This is a genomic window from Streptomyces sp. NPDC060035, assembly GCF_042736635.1.
Lineage (GTDB): Bacteria > Actinomycetota > Actinomycetes > Streptomycetales > Streptomycetaceae > Streptomyces.
This window is the reverse complement of the sequence record NZ_JBHWVO010000001.1, coordinates 52662-72787: the sequence shown is the minus strand read 5'-3', so window position 1 is coordinate 72787 and position 20126 is coordinate 52662. Positions and strand designations below refer to the sequence as shown.

Sequence of the window (20126 nt, the reverse complement as noted above, 5' to 3'; positions counted from 1 at the left end):
TGCCCAGCCGTTGACCCTGGCCTGACCGACCACCGTAGGTGTCACCACACGAATGCCGATTCCTGGTGCCCCACGTACCGAGGACGATGATGTCTCAACTTCGCGCACCCACCGCGCGACCCGAACGCCGCGAAGGCGGACGGCACGGCCGCCCGAGTGGCCGTTCGCACTCGGCCCCCAGTCGGCCGCGTGCCGTGCAGCCCGCCCCCGACGCCCGAATGCGACCACAGCTGCTGCGCGCTGCCGTGCTGCCCGCCATTGCCGCCGTGCTGAGCGGGGCCGCGGCCGTCATCTTCACCGTCCGCTCCTCGGGAGTGCGACCCTCCGGCAGCCTCCTGGCGGCGCTCGGCGGTTCCGGGGCGCTGGCCGTCGCGGCCGTGGCCGCGGCCCTCCTCGGTGCGAACCGCATCTCGGCCGGGGTCGTCGGCCGGTGTCTCGCGCTCCGGCACACCGGCGCCCAGCACCACGCCGAGCTGCAGCGGCTCGTGGAACAGCTCCGTGGCGGTGAACCCGTGCCGGCCCGGCCCGCCGCCCGGCCCGCCGCCCCCGACGCCGATGCCTTCGACCTGCTCGCCCAGGAGATGGGCCGCGTGCAGGACGGGGCGATGGCGGCCGTCGTCCAGGCGTCCGAGATGTTCAGGAGCACCGGCAACGAACAGAAGGTCGAGGTCTTCGTCAACCTGGCACGGCGGCTGCAGTCCCTCGTGCACCGGGAGATTCAGATTCTTGACGAGCTGGAACATGAGGTCGAGGACCCCGATCTGCTGAAGGGCCTCTTCCACGTCGACCATCTCGCCACCCGCATCCGCAGGCACGCCGAGAACCTCGCGGTGCTCGGCGGGGCCGTCTCGCGGCGGCAGTGGAGCAACCCGGTGACCATGACCGAGGTGCTGCGCTCGGCGATCGCGGAGGTCGAGCAGTACCCGCGGGTCAAACTGGTGCCTCCTATCGACGGCACCCTGCGCGGACATGCTGTCGCCGACGTGATCCATCTGCTGGCCGAGCTCGTGGAGAACGCCACCGTGTTCTCCGCCCCGCACACCCAGGTGCTGCTCCGTGCCCAGCGCGTGACCGCAGGGCTAGCCCTGGAGGTCGAGGACCGCGGGCTCGGCATGCCGGGACCCGAGCAGAAGCGGATGAACACCCTGCTCGCCGACCCCGACCAGGTCAATGTCGCCCATCTGCTCCAGGACGGCCGTATCGGGCTGTTCGTCGTCGCGTCACTGGCGCGCAGACACGGAATCGCCGTACGGCTGCAGAGCAATATCTACGGCGGCACGCAGGCGGTGCTCGTACTGCCGCAGGTACTCCTGGGCATCGACGACGACACCGCTCCAGGTGCAGGCGCTGCGCCGGTTCCCCCGCCCGGGGCCGTACACCGGCCTCCCGCCCGGGACGACGTCCCCCTGCCCCCGGCGGCACAGCCCCCGCCACTGTCACAGGCGGTCCAGCCCCCTCTGCGGCTGGACCAGCCACCCCGGCAGACACGGCGCCCGGGAGAGGGGCCACCGCTGCCGCTCCGTGCCGAGCGGGTCGACCGTCCGAATCCTGCTGTGGCCCCGCCCGGTACGGGCTCCTTCCAGGACAGCGACGCCCGCACCGAGGTGGCCCCGCCCCGGAACGGCGCGGTGGCGGCCACGAGTGCCCCCGGCGATGCCCCGGGCCGTCCCCAGCTCCCCAGGCGCAGCAACCAGGAGCACCTGGTACCGCAACTGAGGGAAGCCCCCGTCCCGCGTACCGAGGACGAGAACGCCCTGCACGACCCGGGTCTGATGGCCGCCTTCCGGCGCGGGGTCGACCTCGCCGAGGCCCAGTCGGCCGAGGACCCGGAGCTCGCAAGCTCCTACGAGCCCGCCGACGGCCCCCCGCAGCCTGCGACGCCGGACATCGGGCCCGGTACGACGCCCGGCCGGTTCCCCTCCGTCGGCGCGCAGCGGACCCCTCGCCCGGCCCCGCTGCCGGTCCGCGGCCTCGCGGCGGCGCAGACCGGTACGGAGGAGCTCCAGGAGGACCTCCTGGGCCGCCCGTTGCCCGAATCGGATCCACGAACCGAGAACACCTTCAAGGAGTCACCATGACGAGCGATATGCCGTCCGGTCAGGTCTCGGACCTCGACTGGCTGCTGAGCGGGCTGGTCCAGCGCGTGCCCTACACGCGCAGCGCGGTCCTGCTCTCGGCCGACGGCCTGGTGAAGTCCGTCCACGGCATGGACGCCGACAGTGCCGACCACATGGCGGCCCTGGCCGCGGGCCTGTACTCCCTCGGCCGCAGCGCGGGCGCCCGGTTCGGTGACAACGGAGACGTGCGGCAGGTCGTGGTCGAGCTCGACTCGACGCTCCTGTTCGTCTCGACCGCCGGATCCGGCACCTGTCTCGCGGTCCTGTCCGGCCGCGAAGCGGATGCCGCGGTGCTCGGCTACGAAATGGCCATGCTGGTCAAGAGTGTCCGCCCGTACCTGACGACCCCGCTCCGGCAAGCCGCCGGAGCTCCGTTCACCCCGGGGTTGTGAGAGTGCCGGCCCCGCAGGACGGGCCGTTGCTCGACGACGCGGCCGGCCGGCTCATCCGCCCGTACACCGTGAGCAACGGCCGGACCCGGCCGACCACCGTGCTCGATCTGCTCTCCCTGGTGATGGCTACGGGGAGCGAGCCACAGGTACACCTCGGACCCGAGCACACCGTGGCGCTGGGGCTGTGCGGCGGCCCGACGTCCGTGGCCGAGATCGCCGCGCATCTCCGGCTGCCCGCCGTCATCACGAAGGTGCTCCTGTCCGACCTGGTCGACTGCGGCGCGGTCACCGCGCACGCCCCCGCATTCCATGACATGCCCACCGACCGATCCCTGCTGGAGGCAGTGCTCGATGGTCTACGACGACAGCTCTGACAGGACCGGAAGCTCCGAATACTTTCCCGTGGCCCTCAAGGTCCTGGTCGCCGGCGGATTCGGCGTCGGCAAAACGACGTTCGTGGGCGCCGTCAGCGAGATCGCGCCGCTGAGCACCGAGGAGCTACTGACCCAGGTCAGTGTGGCGACCGACAGCCTCGAGGGCATCGAGTCCAAGACCGCCACCACCGTGGCCATGGACTTCGGCCGGATCACGCTCTCCGCGCAGCATGTGCTCTACCTCTTCGGCACCCCCGGCCAGGAGCGGTTCTGGTTCATGTGGGACGAACTGTCCAAGGGGGCGCTGGGCGCTGTGGTGATGGCCGACACACGCCGGCTGGCGGAGTGCTTCGCAGCCGTCGACTTCTTCGAGCGGCGGGGTATCGGATTCGTCGTCGCGGTCAACGAGTTCGACGGCGCCTACCGCTACGAGCCCGACGAGGTGCGGGCCGCCCTCGACCTCGGGCCCGAGGTACCGGTCGTGCTCTGCGACGCCCGGATCGCCAGCTCGGGCACCGGGGCGCTCGTCACCCTGGTCCAGCACCTCATCAACGCCACCGCCCCGGCACCGCTCTCCGGCTTCGGAGCGCATCCATGATCCCCTACGGGACGGAACGGCCCCTGCTCACGCCCGTCGACCGGGACGGACCCGTCCGGGTCGCGCGGCTGCGCAGGCTCGGGCTGGGGGAGCGCACCGACACGTCGTTCGTCAGCTTCGACGCCTTCGCGGACAGGGTGGCCGAAGTGACCGCAACGCCGTTCTCGATGGTCAACTTCATCGATGAGAACCGGCAGTTCTTCGCCGGGCTGCACACCCCGGTCGGCACACGGAAGGGGTCCGACCTCGGCGCGGCCGCAGCGGGCAGCGGCAGCAGCGTCCGCCATCTGGCCAGGGATCACGGCTACTGCCCGCATGTCCTCGTACGGCGGAAGGCCCTTGTGCTGGAGGACGTCTGCGACTACCCGCGGTTCGCAGGCAATGCGGTCGTCGACGACATAGGAATCCGTTCCTACCTCGGAGCTCCGCTGATCGACCGTACGGGCGTCGCACTGGGTACGGTCTGCGCCGTCGACACCGTGCCGCGCCCCTGGGGCCGGGCGGGGCTGGACACCATCAAGCTGCTGGCGCGGGAGCTCGTCGGGGAGATCGACCGCCTGGAGGGGGCCCACGGCTGACCCCGGCCGGCGGTCATCCCGCCGGCGGCCTGCCCGTGCTGGCGCGCAGGACCACCTCGCCGTCGACGCGGACCACCCGCGACCGGTGCCCGCTCGCCGGTTCCCTCAGCGCCAGCGCGATCACGCTCTCACCCATGGCGGTGAGCGGCAGGGCAACTGTCGTGAGCGGCGGCGACAGTTCCCGTACGAGGGGGATGTCGTCGAACCCCGCAAGCGACACGTCCCCCGGCACCTGGAGTCCCTCCTCCCGGAGTGCGGCCAGCGCGCCGACGGCCATCACATCGGTCACCGCGAACACACACGTCGGCCTGGGCCCTTCGCGGGCGAGCAGTCGGCGCGCGGCCTGATGGCCGCCCTCCCGGGTGAACGCGCCCTCCACGACCAGCTCGAGAGCGATGCCCGACTCCGCGAGCCCTTCCCGGAAGCCCGTGAGCCGGTCGGAGACCGTCGTCAGCGCCGGGGGTCCGGTGAGCACCGCGAACTTCCGGTGCCCGAGCGTCACCAGTGACCGTGCGAGCGCGGCAGCACCCGCACGGTTCTCGGGCTGAACGGTGTCCACCCGCAGGCTGCGGTGCCGGCTGACCACGGCCACCCGTCCGCCGACGCGTACGTAGGGTGCCAGCTCGGCGTCCATGGCGCGCTCCCACGCCCGGTCCTGGAAGCCGGAGCCGATCAGCAGGATCGCGCGGGCCCGCTGGGCCCGCAGCATGGACACGTACGCGATCTCCCGGGAGGGCTCACGGAAGGTGGAGGCCAGCATCACCAGCAGGTCCTGCTCGGCCGCCGCCCGCATCACACCGCTGGCGACCCCGGCGAAGTACGGGTCGCTGACGTCGTGACAGATGACGCCCACCGTACGGTTGCTGCCGGCGCCGGCCAGAACCTGGGCATGGGCGTTCGGGATGTAGCCGAGCCGGCCGGCCGCGGTGCGCACCCGCTCCCGCAGGTCGTCGCGGACCCGGGTGGTGCCGTTGAGCGCACGCGACGCGGTGGCGAGCGAGACCCCGGCCTCGCGGGCCACGGCGTCGAGCGTCACGTGCGCAGCCGGTGTGCGAGGCCGCACAACCGGGTGGATCGGTGCTTCCCGTTCACTCAACTCGACCCCCGGGGGTGCCGTGGTGGCAGGGCCCCAACTTCGGGACGACCTATTGACCGTGCGTGCCATGAGTCATTAGCGTGGCCACACCTTACCAGAAAGCGCTTTCTGAAAGCGCCTTCTCAGGCACTTGAGAATTGCCGGCTATCCACAACTCACCCCCAAATGCAGGGAGTTCGCAGTGAGCCAGAGTGCTTTGGCCAAGAGCCCCGCAGAAGTTGCGGGAGTCACCCGGCGGGCAGGCCCCTCCGTGGGGGAGCAGCTCGCCCGCGCGGCCGAGCAGAGCTGGCGTCCCGTCGCGCTGCTGCTGGCGTGCTTCGCCGTCTGGTGGGTGATCGCAGCGGCCGAGCTCGTGGAGCCGTATCTCGTACCGTCACCCGGCGCGACGCTCGACGTGCTCACAGGCAAGACGAGCTATCTGTGGCAGCACACCTGGGTGACCACCTACGAAACGCTGCTCGGCTTCCTCATCGCGGTGGCTGTCGGCGTACTGGCGGCCGTGGTCATGGTCTACTCGTCGACCGTCGAGCGGACGCTCTATCCGATCCTGCTCTTCGCACAGGTGGTCCCCAAGATCGCGATCGCCCCGCTGTTCGTCGTCTGGCTCGGATTCGGTATCGCGCCGAAGATCCTGATCGCTGTCCTCATCGCCTTCTTCCCGGTGGTGATCTCCATGGTCACCGGCCTCAAGGCGGTCGACCCGGAAATGCTCCAGCTGTCGGCGACCATGGGCGCCAAACCCTGGCAGACCTTCCTGAAGATTCGCTTCCCGGCCTCGTTGCCCCATCTCTTCTCGGGGCTCAAGGTCGCGGTCACGCTGGCTGTGACCGGCGCGGTCGTCGGCGAGTTCGTCGGCGCCAACGAAGGACTCGGCTATGTGATTCTCCAGGCCAACGGCAACCTCGACACCCCGATGCTCTTCGCCGGGCTGCTCGTGATGTCCCTGATCGGCGTCGTCCTCTTCGTCGCCGTCGAGATCGCCGAGAAACTCCTGCTCCCGTGGCACGCCAGCCGCAGGGACACCTCTGCCACCACCTCGTACTGACCTCGTTGTGAGAAGGGCCAAGCCCATGCATGCGCGCAGACTCCTGATCGGTGTCGTCCCCCTCGTCCTGATGGTCACCGCCTGCGGCGGGAACGATCCGGCGACCACCACCAGCGACTCGGGCAAGAAGCTCGACCAGGTCACGCTGACACTCAACTGGTATCCGTACGGCGAGCACGCGCCGTTCTACTACGGCAAGCAGCAGAAGATCTTCGAGAAGCACGGCATCGACCTGAAGATCCAGGCCGGCCAGGGATCGCAGAAGACAGTGCAGGCGACCGCCGCCGGGCAGACCGACTTCGGATGGGCCGACACCCCTGCGCTGCTCGCCGGGGTCGACAGCGGCGTCAAGGTGAAGAGTCTCGGTGTCTTCCTCCAGACCACCCCCGCCTCGGTGCAGTCCTTCGACGCCAAGGGCATCAAGACGCCCGCGGATCTGAAGGGGAAAACCATCGCCGGGACCGCCGGTGACGCGCTCTCCAAGACATTCCCGATCTTCCTGAAGAAGAACGGGATGAGCGATTCGGACGTCAAGGTCCAGAACACCGACCCGGCGGGCAAGATCGCCGCGGTGATTTCGGGAAAGACCGACGGTCTGCTCGGCTATGCCAGCGACCAGGGCCCCACCATGCAGCACAAGGCCAACAAGCCCGTGTCGTATCTGCGCTTCTCCGACCACGGGTTGAACTTCTACTCCAACGGCCTGCTCGCCGGCCAGAAGATCCTGGCTTCCCGGCCCGATCTCGCCAAGCGCATGGTGCAGGCGGTCAGCGAGTCGTGGGCGGCGGCGGAGAAGGCCCCGGAGCCGGCCGTCAGCTCGATGGAGGGTGCCTCGGAGCAACTGCCGCCGAAGACCGTCCTGGCGGAGCAGTTCGCCACGACGCTCACCCTGCTGCACACCGCTTCGACCCAGGGCAAGGCGCCCGGAGTCAACACCGACGCCGACTGGCAGCAGACCATCGACGTCTTCGCCGAGGCGGGCATGGTCAGTGAGCCCAAGGCCGTGTCGGACTACTGGGACCAGAAGTCGGCGCTGAGGGGATGACGATGTCGAAGGAGGACACGAGGACGGGGCAGCCGCGGCAGGCGGACGGAGGGGTGACGGTCACCCCGGCCGTCGGACTGACGGACGTTTCGGTCAGGTTCCGCGGCAGGGACCGCGATGTCACGGCGGTCCAGGGGGTGTCGCTCGATGTGAAGCCGGGTGAATTCGTCGCCATCGTGGGCCCCTCGGGATGCGGGAAGTCGACCCTGCTCAAGCTGGTCGCCGGACTGCTGAGCCCGTCCGCGGGCGACGTCCGGGTCGGCGGAGAGCAGGTCAAGGGGCCACGCCATGACATCGGTTACGTGTTCCAGCGCGCCGCTCTCCTCGAATGGCGCTCCGCGCGCCGCAACATTTTGCTCCAGGCGGAGATCAGGAAGATGGTGCCGGCCGAGGCACGCGCGAGGGCCGACGCCCTGATCCGGATGACGGGTCTCAGCGGGTTCGAGGACGCGTATCCGCACGAGCTGTCCGGCGGAATGCAGCAACGGGTGGCGCTGTGCCGGGCGTTGCTGCACGAACCGCCGGTGCTGCTGATGGACGAGCCGTTCGGTGCGCTCGACGCCCTGACGCGAGAGCAGATGAACATGGAGCTCAACCGGATCTGGCGGGAGACGGGGACCACCGTGCTGCTGGTGACGCACTCGATCTCCGAGGCGGTCTACCTGGCCGACAGGGTGGTGGTGATGAGTCCGCGTCCGGGCACCATCACGGAGATCATCGAGGTGGGTCTGCCCGCCGAGCGTGCGTACAGCGAGACCCTCGGGCGCCCGGAGTTCCACGCGGCGGCAACGCACATCCGCGACCTGCTGGGCGCGGCCTCGGCACACGACTGATCCGGATCGCGTCGCACGGATGTCACCGTGCGACGCGGTCCCGGTTCGGGCCGGCGCTCACGCCCCTGCGAACGCGTCCGCCGGCATGCTCGGCTGCGCGGTCAGCAGCGTGTCGCCGACTGCCCGGTAGCCTCCGGGCCGACCGGCCGACCGACCCGTGCAGCCGTGCCCCCGATCCGGGGGACGGGCCCGGTCAGGTGCCGGATGAGGTGGTCAGCGCAGGGCGCTCATCGCCTGCCATCGGTCCCACGGCACATTCCAGTCACCGAAGCCGTTGCCCGGTGCGACCGTGCCCTTCGTGTCGCGGCCCGTGATCTCGAACGGGTCGCCGGGGCGGACCTGGCCGTAGAACCAGGCGGCGTCGGTATCGCTCATGCCGATGCAGCCGGAGCTCATGTTGGCCTTGCCGAACCACTGGCCGTTCCAGGGTGCGGCGTGCGCGTACATGCCGGACCAGGTGAGCCGCATCGAGCTGTCGACCATCTTGTCGTAGGAGTCGCCGAGACCGACGGTCTCCGAATTCATGTTGATCGTGCCCTCCTTGGCCATCAGCACCGCGGTGCCCCGCCAGGAACGCTTGTCGCCGCCGGGCGTGCCACCCGAGACCGGGATCGTGCGAACCGTCCTGCCGTCCCGTTCGAAGGTCAGCAGCTTGCGGTCGAGGTCGACCTGTGCGACCTGGCTCGCGCCGACGGTGAACGTGGTCGAGTAGTCGCGGACGAACCAGCCGCCGTCTCCGGAGTCGGTGCCGTTCAGCTGGGCGTCGAGGGTGACCTTCGTACCGGGCTTCCAGTACTCCTTCGGCCGCCAGTCGACCCGGTCCCGGCCGGACCAGTCCTTCATCCAGCCCCAGGAACCCTCGGTCCGGTCCGAGGTGGTGATCTTCAACTGCTTCTCGACCTCGGCCCTGTCGGTGACCGGACGGTCAAAGACGAGGGAGACCGGCTGGGCGATGCCGACGGTCGTGTTCGCCCCCGGCCGCCAGTCGACCTTGTTGACCTTGGCGGCCCCGGCCGTGGTGAACACGGAAGTGGTGGTGCTCTTCGTACCGGCCTCCGCCGCGGTGGTGGCGGTCACCGTGTACGAGGTGCCGGGTGCCGCCTTGCGCAGGGACACCCAGCTCGCTCCGTCCGCGGAGACCGTGCCGCGCAGCGCGTGACCGTCGCCGTCGGCGACGGTGACCGAGGTGAGCGTGCCGCCCGCCGCGGTGACCTTCACCGTCACGCCGGCCCTGACCCCTCGGCCCTCGGGCACCACGGTCACGGTCGCGGGGCGGTCCCGTGCCGCCTCCGTACCGCCGTGGGCGGCGTTCCGGGCCGTGGCGTCGGAGCCGGACCCCGGCGAACAGGCGGCGAGCGGTGCCAGTAGCACCGCGACCGCCGCGATGCGCACCCGTATATGGCTCAACGGAGCCTCCGTTCATGGTCGATCGGTGGGGACACATCGACTGTAGGACGGAGGATCCGCAGGTGAGAGGGGATGCTGCCGTGTGACGGCGACTGCAGAGAAACGGTCGTCGTCCGGTCACATACGGCGCGCGGAGCGGTCACGGAGGCCTGTGAGCATCGGCGGTATTCCGCCCAGAGAGAGGCTCGCACCGTGTCAGCGCTGCTTGTGACGGCCGACCGCGGCCATGAGATATCACTGGGGCCCGTCACCCCCGCCGTGTACCGCGCCTTTCTGGCATCCGGCGAGGGGGAGGAGCTGGGCCCCGGATTCCTCCAGTGCCCGTCCTGGGCGCAGGTCAAGGACGGCTGGCGCGCGCAGCTCGTGGGCTGGGGGCCGGAGCGGGAGTCCGGCAGGCTGTCCGGTGCGGCGCTCGTCCTGCTGCGTCAACTGCCCGGCACCCGCAAGTACTTCGCGTACCTGCCGGAGGGGCCCGTCGCCGACTGGGCGGACCCCGGCATCGACGGCTGGCTCCGCCCGTTGCTGCGGCACCTGCGTGCGGCGGGCGCCTTCGCCGTACGGATCGGGCCCTCGCCGGCGTACCGCCGCTGGAGCGCGGCGCGGGTCAAGTCGGCGACGGGGCCCGGCCGGCGGCTCTCCGATGTTCTCGCGAGCCAGGTCGACCCGTTGGGCACGGCGGTCGCCGAGCGGCTGCGCGCCCGGGGATGGCAGCGGTGCGGCGGCGAGGAGGACGGGGACGCGCAGCCGCGCCACGTCTTCCAGGTGCCGCTCGTTGGGCGCGGACCGGACGACCTGTGGTCCGGGCTCAACCAGGAATGGCGGCGCAATGTCCGCCGTGCCGAGAAGTCAGGGGTCGAGGTCGTGGTCGGCGGTGCGGCGGACCTGCCCGAGTTCTACCGTCTGCTGCGGATCACCGAGGAGCGCGACGGCTTCCGGCTCGGCAGGTCGCTGGAGTACTACGAGCGCCAGTACGCGGCGCTCAATGCGGAGGAGCCCGGCCGGATGAAGCTCTACCTGGCCCGTCACAGGGGCGAGACACTGGCAGCGCACGCCATGCTCCACGTGGGCCGCCGGGTCTGGTACCAGACGGGCGCCTCCGCCGACCACCGCCGCGAGGTGCGCCCCTCCAACCTGCTGCAGTGGCGCATGCTGCTCGACGCCCAGGCGCTGGGCGCCGACGTCTACGACATGCGCGGGGTACCCTCGACCCTCGATCCCGACGACCGTTCCCACGGACTGCTGCGCTGGAAGCTCGGCACCGGAGGCGAGGTCGTCGAGACGCTGGGGGAATGGGAGAGAGCGTTGGACGGCACGGCCAACCATGCGCTCCACCGCGCATTCCAGGCGTACCTGGCGCGCCGGTGAGCGCGCAGGCCACCACGACGCCCGTGTCCGACGGGACGGCGCCGCCCCGGACGCCGTCCGTCCTGCGCAGCGGCGCGATCATGGCCGCCGGGTCGGTCGTCTCCCGGGCGACCGGGTTCGTGCGGTCCGCCGTGGTCGCCGCGTCACTCGGACTCGGGCTGGCCGCGGACGGGTACGCGGTGGGCAACTCCGTCCCCACCATCGTCTACATGCTGCTCCTCGGTGGCGCCCTCAACGCCGTCTTCGTACCCGAACTCGTCAAGGCCGCAAAGCAGCACGAGGACGGCGGGGCGGCCTACACCGACCGGCTGCTCACCGTCTGCACCCTCGCCCTGCTGGTGATCACCGGGTCGGCGGTGTGGGGCGCCCCCGCGATCGTCGGCGCGTACACCGACTACACGGGCGGACAGGCCACCACGACGGTCGCCTTCGCGCGCTACTGCCTGCCGCAGATCTTCTTCCTCGGGCTGTTCACCCTGCTCGGCCAAGTACTCAACGCGCGCGGCCGGTTCGGCGCGATGATGTGGACGCCCGTTCTCAACAACGTCGTCGTCATCGCCGTCTTCGGCCTCTACCTCGTGACCGGCGACGGCGGGTCGCTCACCGCGGCCGAGACAGCGCTGCTCGGCTGGGGAACCACCGCGGGCATCGCCGTCCAGGCCCTCGCCCTCGTACCCGCCCTGCGCGCGGCCCGCTTCCGCTTCCGTCCCCGCTTCGACTGGCGCGGCAGCGGGCTCACCCGCCCGCTGCGGTCCGCCGGCTGGCTGGTGCTCCTGGTGCTCACCAACCAGGCGGCGTACTGGGTCACGACCCGGCTGGCCACCGCGGCGGGCCTGCGCGCGCAGACGGCCGGCATCGACGGGGGCGCCGGTTTCAGCGCGTACAACAACGCCTATCTGCTGTGGGCCGTGCCGCACGGCATCATCACGGTGTCGCTGGTGACCGCGCTGATACCCCGGATGAGCGCGGCCGCCGCCGACGGCGACACGACGGGGATACGACGCGACCTCTCGTACGCCCTGCGCACCAGTGCGGCGGCCGTCGTTCCTGCGGCGTGCGTGTTGTTCGCCCTGGCCCAGCCCGCTATGGCGCTCGTCTTCCAGTACGGCGAGACGGACGCGGGCGACATCGCCGTCATGGCAGGCACGCTGATGGCGTTCGCGCCGGGGCTGATCGCCTTCTCGGGGCAGTACGTCCTCTCCCGCACGTTCTACGCCCTGTCCGACACACGTACCCCCTTCCTCCTCAACCTGGTGATCGCCGGCCTGAACGCGGGCCTGTCCGCGACCGCGTACGCGCTGCTCCCGGCGCGCTGGGCGGTGACCGGCATCGCCGGGGCGTACTCGCTGGCGCTGTTCGCGGGCTGGGCCGCCACCGCCTTCGTGCTCAACCGCAGCCTCGTGGCGCGGGACGCGCGGGCGCCCGGACTGTGGCGTTCCGCCACCGTCGCCGTGCAGGCCCGGCTGCTGCTCGCCGCCGTACCCGCGACGCTGCTCGGATACGTCACCGCGCGCTGGGCGGCCCCGGGCGGGGCGGCCGCAGCCACCGGGGCGGGAGCGCTCGCCATCGGCGCCGTCTTTCTCCTGCTGGCCCGCCCCCTGCGGCTGACCGAGATCGCCGCGCTCGTCACGGGCACCACCACCCGTCTCCGCCGCAGGCCGTGACCAGTCCGCCCAACCACCCGTCTCCCAGGGATACTTTGCCCATGCCACGCGTGCTCCTCATCGAAGACGACCCCTCCGTACGCGAAGGGGTCGAACTCGGGCTGCGCCGCCGCGGCCACGAGGTGCGGACCGCAGCCACCGGCGAAGCCGGCCTCGCCGCCCTCGGCGAGTTCCGGCCCGACCTGCTGCTGCTCGATCTGATGCTCCCGGGAATGAACGGGGTGCAGGTCTGCCGCCGGGTACGGGAGGACAGCCAGCTGCCGATCATCATGCTCACCGCCCGCGGCGACGACTTCGATGTCGTCGTCGGCCTGGAGGCCGGTGCCGACGACTACATCGTCAAACCTGCCCGAACCGAAGTCATCGAGGCCCGCATCCGTGCCGTGCTGCGCAGGATCGAGGAGCCCGGCGGCGGCCGGCCCGCGGTGGAGTTCCACGGCGACCTTGCCGTCGACCGCGCCGGGCTCACCGTCGCGAAAAAGGGTGAGCGCGTCGCGCTCGCCCCGTCCGAGATCAAGCTGCTCCTGCATCTGTCGGCCGCGCCCGAGCAGGTGTTCAGCCGTCAGCAACTGCTGGAGTACGTGTGGGAGCACAGTTACCACGGCGACGCGCGCCTCGTGGACGCCTGCGTACGACGGCTGCGCAACAAGATCGAGGACACACCGGGCACGCCACGCTACATACAGACCCTGCGGGGTTTCGGCTACCGCTTCGGACCCCTGTGACCGCCACCGGCGCCCGCCCCTCCCGCGCCGTGTTCCGTGCTCCGCGCGCCGACCGGCTGCGCCGCACAGCGCCCTTCGGACTGCGTACCCGCCTCGTCCTCGCGTTCCTGCTGGTCGCCGCGGTCAGCGCCGGGACGACCGCCGCACTCACCTACCGTGAGGCGCGCAGCGCCGTCCTCGCGGGTGCCCAGGACACCGCGGTGACGTCCTTCCGTGAGCAGGCCGAAACCTTGGCCCCCACGCTGCCGGTGGACCCCGACACGCTCCGGGAGTCTCTTTTCGCCATCGCGGGCAAGGCGAAACCGCACCCCTGGATCGTCTTCGCCGAGTACGGTTCGCTGCGCGTCTCCTCCGGAACCAACCCCACCTCCTCGGTGGTCACACCCGAGCTGCGCCGTATCACCCTGTCCACACCGCACGGCGGTTTCCAGAGGGTCGTCAGCAACGACATTCCCTACCTCACCATCGGCATGCCCGTCGTCACCAGGACCGGCGTGAGCGGCAGCAGCCTGCCCACCGGGCTTCTCCTGTTCGCGGTGATGAGGATGACCGACGAACAGCACGATGTCGACGCCCTGCTCACCGCGGCCCGCAACGGCGCGCTGCCCGGCCTCGCCATCGCCCTCATACCCGCGCTGATCGCGGCGCGCAGTGTGCTGCGCCCCGTCCGCGCACTGAACAGGGCGGCCCGTTCCATGGGCAGCGGACGGTTCGACACCCGTATCCGGGTCAGAGGCAGCGACGAACTCGCCGACCTGGCCAGTACGTTCAACGAGTCGGCCGGCCAGCTGGAACGCTCCGTCGACGAGCTCCAGCAGGCCGAGGCGCGCGCCCGCCGGTTCGCCTCCGACGTTTCGCACGAACTGCGCACCCCCCTCGCCGGCATGCTCGCCGTCACCGAGGTCCTCGACGAGGACGCCGACAGCCTCGACCCCGACACCGCGCGGGCGGTCCGGCTGATCAGCGCGGAGACCGGCAAGCTCGCCGTGCTCGTCGAGGACCTGATGGAGATCTCCCGCTTCGACGCCCGCGCCGCCGAGCTGAACACCGACGAGGTCGACGCCGCGGAAACCGTTCGCAAGACCCTCCATCACCGGCGCTGGGACGACCGCGTCCGCACCGAGTTGCGCGAGGGCATCCGGATCCGCCTCGACCCGCGCCGGTTCGATGTCGTGGTCGCCAACCTGGTCGGCAACGCGCTACGGCACGGCAGCGAGCCCGTCACCGTTCGGCTGGACACGGGTTCGGCCGCGGACGGGGCGGAGGTGCTGGTCACCGAGGTCACCGACAACGGTCCCGGCATCCGGCCCGAGGTGCTGCCGCACATCTTCGACCGGTTCTACAAGGCCGACGCGGCCCGCAGCCGCTCGGAGGGCAGCGGTCTCGGACTCGCGATCACGCAGGAGAACGTGGGGCTGCACGGCGGTACCGTCCGGGCGGCGAACCGGCCGCAGGGCGGAGCGGTCTTCACGGTCGAGATACCGCTGCGCACCCACCCCGGCGAGAGGGAGGCATCGCAATGAGGCCGCGACTTCGTCCTGCCGCAGTCGTGGCGGCGCTGGCGGCGCTCACCGCCTGCGGCATCCAGGAAACGGATGTCATAGGGGCGAGCGGCCCGGCGACCATCGACGTACTCCCGGCGCGGCAGGTCCGCATGCTGCTCTTCTTCCTCTCCCCCGACGGCACCCTGATGCCGGTGACCCGGATCGTGGGCGGCGGGGACGAGGCGGGATTCGGTTCCGGCGGCGCGTACCGCGACTCCGACGACAAGGCCGACGCGGTGGACCCCGACGCCCGGCCGCCGACCGAGAAGACCGTGGCCGCGCTGGTGGCGGGCCCCCAGGAGCCGGAGCGCCGGGCAGGCCTGCGCAACGATCCGTCCCTGACCGCCCCGGCCGCCGATGTCCGCATCTCGCTCGCCGGGGACGTGGTCGACGTCGCCGGCGCGGGCCCCCTGAACGGCCTGAACGGGCCGGCCAGACGTCAGCTCGTCTGCACCGTCGCGTATGCGGAGAGCCCGGACGGCAGAGTCATGGTGACACTGCGAGGTAAGGACGGCGCGCTGGCGCCCGAGCGCTGCGACACCTGGCGGACGCCGACGCAGCCCAGGACGCGGACGCCGAGCGTGACCGGGGCGGATCCGAGCTGATAGGCGGGGCTCGTGACGCGATGTCTGCGCCACGGGCCCGGAGCCCCCGGACCGTGCCCACCTGGTGAATTCCGAGCGATGACAGTGCGAGGGGTCTGACGGCGGCAACGTCCCCGCTTCCGCCGCGGACTTCGAGGCAGGCGACCGGCCAAGCTGCACACGGCCAAGGGCTACGACCGCGACCACCTGCGGCTGGTCCCCACGCCGCTCCCTGACGCCCTGGACGCCACCTTCGCCCGGTACGGGAACTGCTCGACGCCCACGGAAACGCGGACCGTCCCCGGGAGGAGATGCGCTCCTCACGGGGACGGTCCGCGCCCGCCTCAGTACCGCAGTTGCGACAGGTACCTATAGCTGGCGAGCGCCGAGGCGAACGGGTCGGCCGGTGCGTCGTGCTCCACCAGCCACTGCTTCACTCCGCCCCGCCGCGCCGTGTCGAACATCGCGGGGAAGTCCAACACGCCCGACCCGACATCCTCGAAGCCTCCGTCGGGCGCCATGTCCTTCACATGGAGTGCGGGAAAACGCCTGGGATGACGTACGAAGAGTTCACCCGGAGCCGAGGCGCCGCCGTTCGCCGCCCAGTACAGATCCAGCTCGAAACCGACGAGTTCGGGATCGGTCTCGGCGAGCAGGATGTCGTACAGGCTCACCCCGTCCACGACCTCGTGATCGCTGCCGTGATTGTGGTAGAGCAGCTTCAGCCCGGCGTCGCGCGCGACCTGTCCGGCCCTGTTGAATTCCCTGGCCACTTCCCGGTATCCGGCCGGCGAGTGCAGGGAACCCGGCAGGCTGGGCACGACGATCCACCGGCCGCCCAGTGTGTGGATGTCCTCCAGTGCCTGCGGCAGCCCTGCGCCCCTGACGATGTCGTACGCGACGTGTTCGAGGACCGCTTCGAGCCCGCTCCCGTCGAGCATGCGGCGGATGTCTGCCGCACTGTTGCCGTGCCGTCCGCTCACCCCGACCGTGGCGTAGCCGATCTCGGCGAGCCGCTCCAGTGTGCCCCCGAAGTCCGTAGCCAGCACCGAACGCATCGTGTAGAGATGCATGCCGATGCCGGACGGGGGGATGCGCCTGCGGCAGCCTGACGGGGCGGCCGCAGCCGGTGCCGTCCCCACTGCTGCTGCTGCTGCGGCGACGCCCAGGGCCGAACCGAGAAACGCTCTCCGTGTGCCGTTCATGCCGTCACTCCCCTCCACGTACGTCGATCCGGACCGATCCGGTGCTGGTGTCGCCCTTGTCGTCGGTCACCGTCAGATGCGCGGTGTACGCACCCGCACGGGCATAGGTGTGCGTGGCGGTCGCGCCCTCCGGGGCGGCCGGATCCGTGTTGTCACCGAAGTCCCAGTGGTACGAGGCGATCGTGCGCCCGCTCACCGGTTTGACCACACTGCTCAGCGACACCGCCAGCGGCGCGTCACCGCCGGCCGGGGCCGCCCGCACGCCGACCTTCGTACCGGGCTTCTTCTCCACGCCGGTGCCGTTGAAATGCAGCCAGTCGACCGAGAGCAGGTCGGCCTTCTCGCTGCTCCAGTCGGGGTTGGTGAACACCGCGTACAGCTTCGTGCTGCTGCCGGGGTTCTCGAGCGCCGTCGTCGGCGACACGAACGAGCCCCAGCCGCCGGTGTCCGGGACGGACACGGAGCCGAGCAGCCGGCCGTCCGGTGAACCGGCCCGGAACTCGACCGTTCCGCCGAGGCCGCCGGAAGACGCACCGACCGTCACCGACGCGATGTTCTTGAGGTTCACCGGATCGAAGGCGACCCAGTCGCCGTCCTCGATCTCCGTCAGTCGCTTGCCGCCCGAGCCATCCGCTCGGTCCGCGACCACCACACCGTCGTGGGCGCCTCCGGTCGAGGTGAAGTGCTCCGCCTCCCGGAACGTGGTGCGCAGCGTCAGTGATGCCGAGCCGGTGAGTGCGGGGGAGTCCGGGGCACCCTTGTCCGTGTACTGCGCGGTGATCCCGTAGTAGAGGTTCTGGCCCGGCCCGTGGCTGTCACCGGCATCCGTGGCGATCTCACCCGCGCACCCGGTGTAGTTGTCGAGCGGGTGCAGGTGCGTGTCGTGGCCGAGCTGGGACTGCACCACGACCCGCGAGCAGTCGATCGGCGCGTCCTTGCCGTCCTCCTTGTCCTTCACCTTCACGGTGAAGGGGATGGTGTCGCCGAAGCTGAACATGCCACCGTCCGGGGGCTGTTGGATCGTCACCTGGGGCCTGTTGTTGCCGACGGTGATGTCCTGGACCGCGAGTCCCGTCAGACCACCCGGCCCGGTGACCGTGAGGCGCGCCGTGAACAGGCCCTTGGTCCGATAGGTGTACGAAGGGTTGGCCTCGGTCGAGTCGGTGCTGCCGTTGCCGTCGAAGTCCCAGGCGTACGTGACCGGTTGTTCGCCGGGGAGGCCGGATCCGGCGCTGGAGAACGCGACGGTCAGCGGGGTCGAGCCGTTGTCGCGGTCGGTGGTGATCTTCGCGTCGGGCAGCCGGCCGTCACCGACGTAGTCGATGCGGTAGATGCCCGCGCCCTCGTTGCTGCCACCGCGGCCCGTACCGCTGCCGAGCCCGAAGTCGATGACGTACAGCGCCCCGTCCGGGCCGAAGTCGGCGTCGAACGGCTGGTTCCACGCCATGTCCTTGAAGACGCCGTTGATGGACTGGAGATCGCCGGCCGCCACAGGAGCGAACCTCGGATCCGAGAACGTCTGGTCCTCCCGCTGGAAGGAGAAGGTCTTGAACCAGCGTCGGGTCAGCTCGTAGTTGAGCCACTTCCCCTCGAAGTACTCGGGGAACTTGGTGCGGTAGGTGTTCTCGGGGTCGTAGTCGTAGACGGGACCGCTCATCGGGCCGCCGCCCCCGGTGCCGAGCTCCGGGAATTCGGCGGACGCGGAGTACGCGTACCAGACGGTGGCCGGCTGTGCGGGCGGCAGTTCGCGCAGACCGGTGTTGTTCGGCGAGTCGTTGACGAGCGCGGCGCAGTCGAAGGCCGGACCCGAGGTCTTCGTGGTGAAGTCGTAGTCGTTGAACGGGGTGTTGTTGCCGGTGCAGTAGGGCCAGCCGAAGTTCCCCGCCTCCGTGATGCGGGTGTACTCGACCGTCCCCTCGGGCCCGCGGCCGGCAACGGCCTCCCTGGCGTCGGGTCCGTAGTCCGCGACCATGAGCGCCCCGCTCAGCGGGTCCGTCGTGATCCGGAACGGATTGCGCATGCCCATCGCGTAGATCTCCGGGCGGGTCCTGTCCGTGCCCGGCGCGAAGAGGTTGCCCTCGGGCACCGTGTACGTGCCGTCGTCCTCGGGAGTGATCCGCAGGACCTTGCCCCGCAGATCATTCGTGTTGCCGGAGGTGCCCTGTGCGTCCCAGGCGCGGCGGCCTTCGCCCTCGTCGATGGGCGCGAAGCCGTCGGATGCGAACGGATCCGTGTTGTCGCCCGTCGCCGCGTAGAGATTTCCGGCCTTGTCGAAGGCCAGCGAACCTGCCATATGGGAGTTGGCCCTGCCCTCGCCCCGGAAGGTCGGAATGGTCAGCAGGCGCTTCTCGGACGCGGGATCGACGGTGTTCCCGGAGGCGGTGAAGCGGGAGAGGTTCAGCCGTTTCTCGGTCTTGTCGGAATGCAGCAGATAGAGCCAGTTGTTCTCGGCGAACCCCGGATCGAGCGTGAGGCCGAGGAGCCCGTCCGACTGACTGGTCATCTCCGGCGTGTACGCGAAGTCCAGCGCCGTCGACACCTTCATCGTCTGCTGGTCGATGACCTTGAGCTTTCCCGTGCGCTGGGCGAAGAACACCCGGCGGTCGGGGGCGACGGCCAGCTCGAACGGGTCGGCGAGATCGCTGGTGGCCAGCGGAGTGCGCTGGAACGAGCCCGTCCGGGTGGCCGTGCAGTCACCCTGCTCGGCACCCGCGGCCCATTCGATGCCGCCCAACAGGTGCTTGACGAAGCCCTCCTCCTGGAAGGCCGAGGCCGCATGACCGCCCGCGGTGAACCAGGAACGCCCGCCGTCGTAGTTCTGGCACCAGGACCACGGATGGTCCACACCCTCGTCGAGCCCCGTGATGCCGTCGCGCACCTTGATCTGCGCGAGGGTGTGCACCTGGGAGGTCGGATTGGTGCGCCAGTTGTACCACTCCTCGGTACGTTCCCAGAGGTCGGGAAGGTCCTTGGTGGAGGGGTGTGCGTGGTCGAGGACCTTGACGCGTCCGGTCTGCACCGCCGGGTGCTGGTCGAAGATGGCGCCGACGAGACCCTCGTACCAGTCCCAGTCGCGCTCACTCGCGGACGCGGCATGCAGACCGACCCAGCCGCCACCCGCCCGGATGTACTTCTGCAGGGCGGCCCGCTCGTCGGCGGTCAGCAAGTCACCTTTCTCCGGTGTGGAGTTGGTGTTGTTGAACACGATGGCCTGGAAGCGGGCCAGATCGGTGTCGTTGAAGACGGCGGAATCGTCCGTCGCCTCGACCTCGAACCCGTTCTCGGAACCGAGTTTCTTGACTGCTTCGATCCCGGCGGGAATCGAGTCGTGGGTGAAGTTCGTGACCTCGGAGTAGACCATGACGCGGAACGGCGCCGCCTGGGCTCTCGGCGGAGAGGCCACCAGCAGACCGAGGATCAGCGCAAGAAGTGCGGTGAGGGCGATGAGGGGCGTGGGGAATGCCTGGGACGAGGAACTGCTCCGTAACGGGCGACTGCTCATTGGGCGCTCCCTGTGCGGTTGAAGCCGACTGTGGGGTGTAGAAAGCGCTTTC

The 20126-nt window shown here is 70.3% G+C and carries 17 protein-coding genes; 13 read left to right on the top strand and 4 right to left on the bottom strand.

All coding sequences use genetic code 11. From position 1 onward, the window contains the following. The first annotated feature begins 89 nt into the window (after positions 1–89). The 5 genes from ACFWBQ_RS00350 to ACFWBQ_RS00330 are packed head-to-tail and all read left to right on the top strand — an operon-like array spanning position 90 to position 4059. A complete protein-coding gene (locus ACFWBQ_RS00350) occupies positions 90–2078 on the top strand; it encodes an ATP-binding protein (protein ID WP_385482237.1) in 1989 nt (662 codons plus the stop codon). Continuing rightward, positions 2075–2509 (top strand): roadblock/LC7 domain-containing protein, encoded by a 435-nt coding sequence (locus tag ACFWBQ_RS00345; protein WP_385482235.1) that lies wholly within the window; start codon positions 2075–2077, stop codon positions 2507–2509. The genes ACFWBQ_RS00350 and ACFWBQ_RS00345 overlap by 4 nt, the downstream gene beginning before the upstream one ends. 2 nt (positions 2510–2511) lie before the next feature. Continuing rightward, positions 2512–2883, top strand: coding sequence for a DUF742 domain-containing protein (locus ACFWBQ_RS00340; protein WP_385482232.1), 372 nt, complete (start codon positions 2512–2514; stop codon positions 2881–2883). Continuing rightward, complete coding sequence (locus tag ACFWBQ_RS00335) at positions 2861–3481, top strand: ATP/GTP-binding protein (protein WP_385482229.1); 621 nt, start codon at positions 2861–2863, stop codon at positions 3479–3481. Before ACFWBQ_RS00340 ends, ACFWBQ_RS00335 begins: the two co-directional genes overlap by 23 nt. Then, a complete protein-coding gene (locus tag ACFWBQ_RS00330; RefSeq protein ID WP_385482226.1) occupies positions 3478–4059 on the top strand; it encodes a GAF domain-containing protein in 582 nt (193 codons plus the stop codon). Before ACFWBQ_RS00335 ends, ACFWBQ_RS00330 begins: the two co-directional genes overlap by 4 nt. 13 nt (positions 4060–4072) lie before the next feature. Here ACFWBQ_RS00330 and ACFWBQ_RS00325 read toward each other — a convergent pair whose 3' ends face one another. Then, complete coding sequence (locus ACFWBQ_RS00325) at positions 4073–5095, bottom strand: LacI family DNA-binding transcriptional regulator (protein ID WP_385482223.1); 1023 nt, start codon at positions 5093–5095, stop codon at positions 4073–4075. A gap of 241 nt (positions 5096–5336) precedes the next feature. Between ACFWBQ_RS00325 and ACFWBQ_RS00320 the strand changes: the two genes are divergently transcribed. From ACFWBQ_RS00320 to ACFWBQ_RS00310, 3 genes are read left to right on the top strand one after another with little or no spacing between them, the layout of a single operon-like run. Then, a complete protein-coding gene (locus ACFWBQ_RS00320; RefSeq protein WP_385482220.1) occupies positions 5337–6200 on the top strand; it encodes an ABC transporter permease in 864 nt (287 codons plus the stop codon). Positions 6201–6225: 25 nt separating this feature from the next. Further along, positions 6226–7245, top strand: coding sequence for an ABC transporter substrate-binding protein (locus ACFWBQ_RS00315; protein ID WP_385482217.1), 1020 nt, complete (start codon positions 6226–6228; stop codon positions 7243–7245). After that, positions 7242–8078, top strand: a complete 837-nt coding sequence (locus tag ACFWBQ_RS00310; RefSeq protein WP_385482215.1) for an ABC transporter ATP-binding protein — start codon at positions 7242–7244, stop codon at positions 8076–8078. Before ACFWBQ_RS00315 ends, ACFWBQ_RS00310 begins: the two co-directional genes overlap by 4 nt. Before the next feature lie 213 nt (positions 8079–8291). Here the strand turns inward: ACFWBQ_RS00310 and ACFWBQ_RS00305 are convergent, their stop codons facing one another. Continuing rightward, positions 8292–9485 (bottom strand): Ig-like domain-containing protein, encoded by a 1194-nt coding sequence (locus tag ACFWBQ_RS00305; RefSeq protein WP_385482212.1) that lies wholly within the window; start codon positions 9483–9485, stop codon positions 8292–8294. Between the two features lie 192 nt (positions 9486–9677). Here ACFWBQ_RS00305 and ACFWBQ_RS00300 point away from each other — a divergent pair, with 192 nt between their 5' ends. The 5 genes from ACFWBQ_RS00300 to ACFWBQ_RS00280 are packed head-to-tail and all read left to right on the top strand — an operon-like array spanning position 9678 to position 15388. Continuing rightward, entirely contained in the window at positions 9678–10850 is a 1173-nt protein-coding gene (locus ACFWBQ_RS00300) for a lipid II:glycine glycyltransferase FemX (protein WP_385482210.1), read from the top strand. After that, a complete protein-coding gene (gene murJ, locus ACFWBQ_RS00295) occupies positions 10775–12514 on the top strand; it encodes a murein biosynthesis integral membrane protein MurJ (protein WP_385482207.1) in 1740 nt (579 codons plus the stop codon). The genes ACFWBQ_RS00300 and murJ overlap by 76 nt, the downstream gene beginning before the upstream one ends. A 41-nt stretch (positions 12515–12555) precedes the next feature. Next, positions 12556–13239 carry a response regulator gene (locus tag ACFWBQ_RS00290; RefSeq protein WP_385482204.1) on the top strand — a complete coding sequence of 228 codons (684 nt, stop codon included), beginning with the start codon at positions 12556–12558 and terminating at the stop codon, positions 13237–13239. A gap of 29 nt (positions 13240–13268) precedes the next feature. Beyond that, positions 13269–14762: an ATP-binding protein gene (locus ACFWBQ_RS00285; protein WP_385483121.1), complete on the top strand. Its 1494-nt coding sequence runs from the start codon at positions 13269–13271 to the stop codon at positions 14760–14762. Further along, positions 14759–15388 (top strand): hypothetical protein, encoded by a 630-nt coding sequence (locus tag ACFWBQ_RS00280; protein WP_385482201.1) that lies wholly within the window; start codon positions 14759–14761, stop codon positions 15386–15388. The genes ACFWBQ_RS00285 and ACFWBQ_RS00280 overlap by 4 nt, the downstream gene beginning before the upstream one ends. A 323-nt stretch (positions 15389–15711) precedes the next feature. On the opposite strand, the gene ACFWBQ_RS00275 is transcribed toward ACFWBQ_RS00280, so the two are convergent. Both ACFWBQ_RS00275 and ACFWBQ_RS00270 read right to left on the bottom strand, forming a co-directional pair. Then, on the bottom strand, positions 15712–16572 hold the full coding sequence (locus tag ACFWBQ_RS00275) for a sugar phosphate isomerase/epimerase family protein (protein WP_385482198.1): 861 nt from the start codon (positions 16570–16572) through the stop codon (positions 15712–15714). A 4-nt stretch (positions 16573–16576) separates the two neighbouring features. Next, entirely contained in the window at positions 16577–20074 is a 3498-nt protein-coding gene (locus ACFWBQ_RS00270; RefSeq protein ID WP_385482195.1) for a ThuA domain-containing protein, read from the bottom strand. Positions 20075–20126 lie beyond the last annotated feature (52 nt).

Coding starts and splice junctions, on each gene's coding strand:
- ACFWBQ_RS00350 (WP_385482237.1), top strand. CDS start 90: ATGTCTCAACTTCGCGCACCCACCGCGCGACCCGAACGCCGCGAAGGC.
- ACFWBQ_RS00345 (WP_385482235.1), top strand. CDS start 2,075: ATGACGAGCGATATGCCGTCCGGTCAGGTCTCGGACCTCGACTGGCTG.
- ACFWBQ_RS00335 (WP_385482229.1), top strand. CDS start 2,861: ATGGTCTACGACGACAGCTCTGACAGGACCGGAAGCTCCGAATACTTT.
- ACFWBQ_RS00330 (WP_385482226.1), top strand. CDS start 3,478: ATGATCCCCTACGGGACGGAACGGCCCCTGCTCACGCCCGTCGACCGG.
- ACFWBQ_RS00315 (WP_385482217.1), top strand. CDS start 6,226: ATGCATGCGCGCAGACTCCTGATCGGTGTCGTCCCCCTCGTCCTGATG.
- ACFWBQ_RS00310 (WP_385482215.1), top strand. CDS start 7,242: ATGACGATGTCGAAGGAGGACACGAGGACGGGGCAGCCGCGGCAGGCG.
- murJ (WP_385482207.1), top strand. CDS start 10,775: ATGGGAGAGAGCGTTGGACGGCACGGCCAACCATGCGCTCCACCGCGC.
- ACFWBQ_RS00290 (WP_385482204.1), top strand. CDS start 12,556: ATGCCACGCGTGCTCCTCATCGAAGACGACCCCTCCGTACGCGAAGGG.
- ACFWBQ_RS00280 (WP_385482201.1), top strand. CDS start 14,759: ATGAGGCCGCGACTTCGTCCTGCCGCAGTCGTGGCGGCGCTGGCGGCG.
- ACFWBQ_RS00275 (WP_385482198.1), bottom strand. CDS start 16,572: ATGAACGGCACACGGAGAGCGTTTCTCGGTTCGGCCCTGGGCGTCGCC.
- ACFWBQ_RS00270 (WP_385482195.1), bottom strand. CDS start 20,074: ATGAGCAGTCGCCCGTTACGGAGCAGTTCCTCGTCCCAGGCATTCCCC.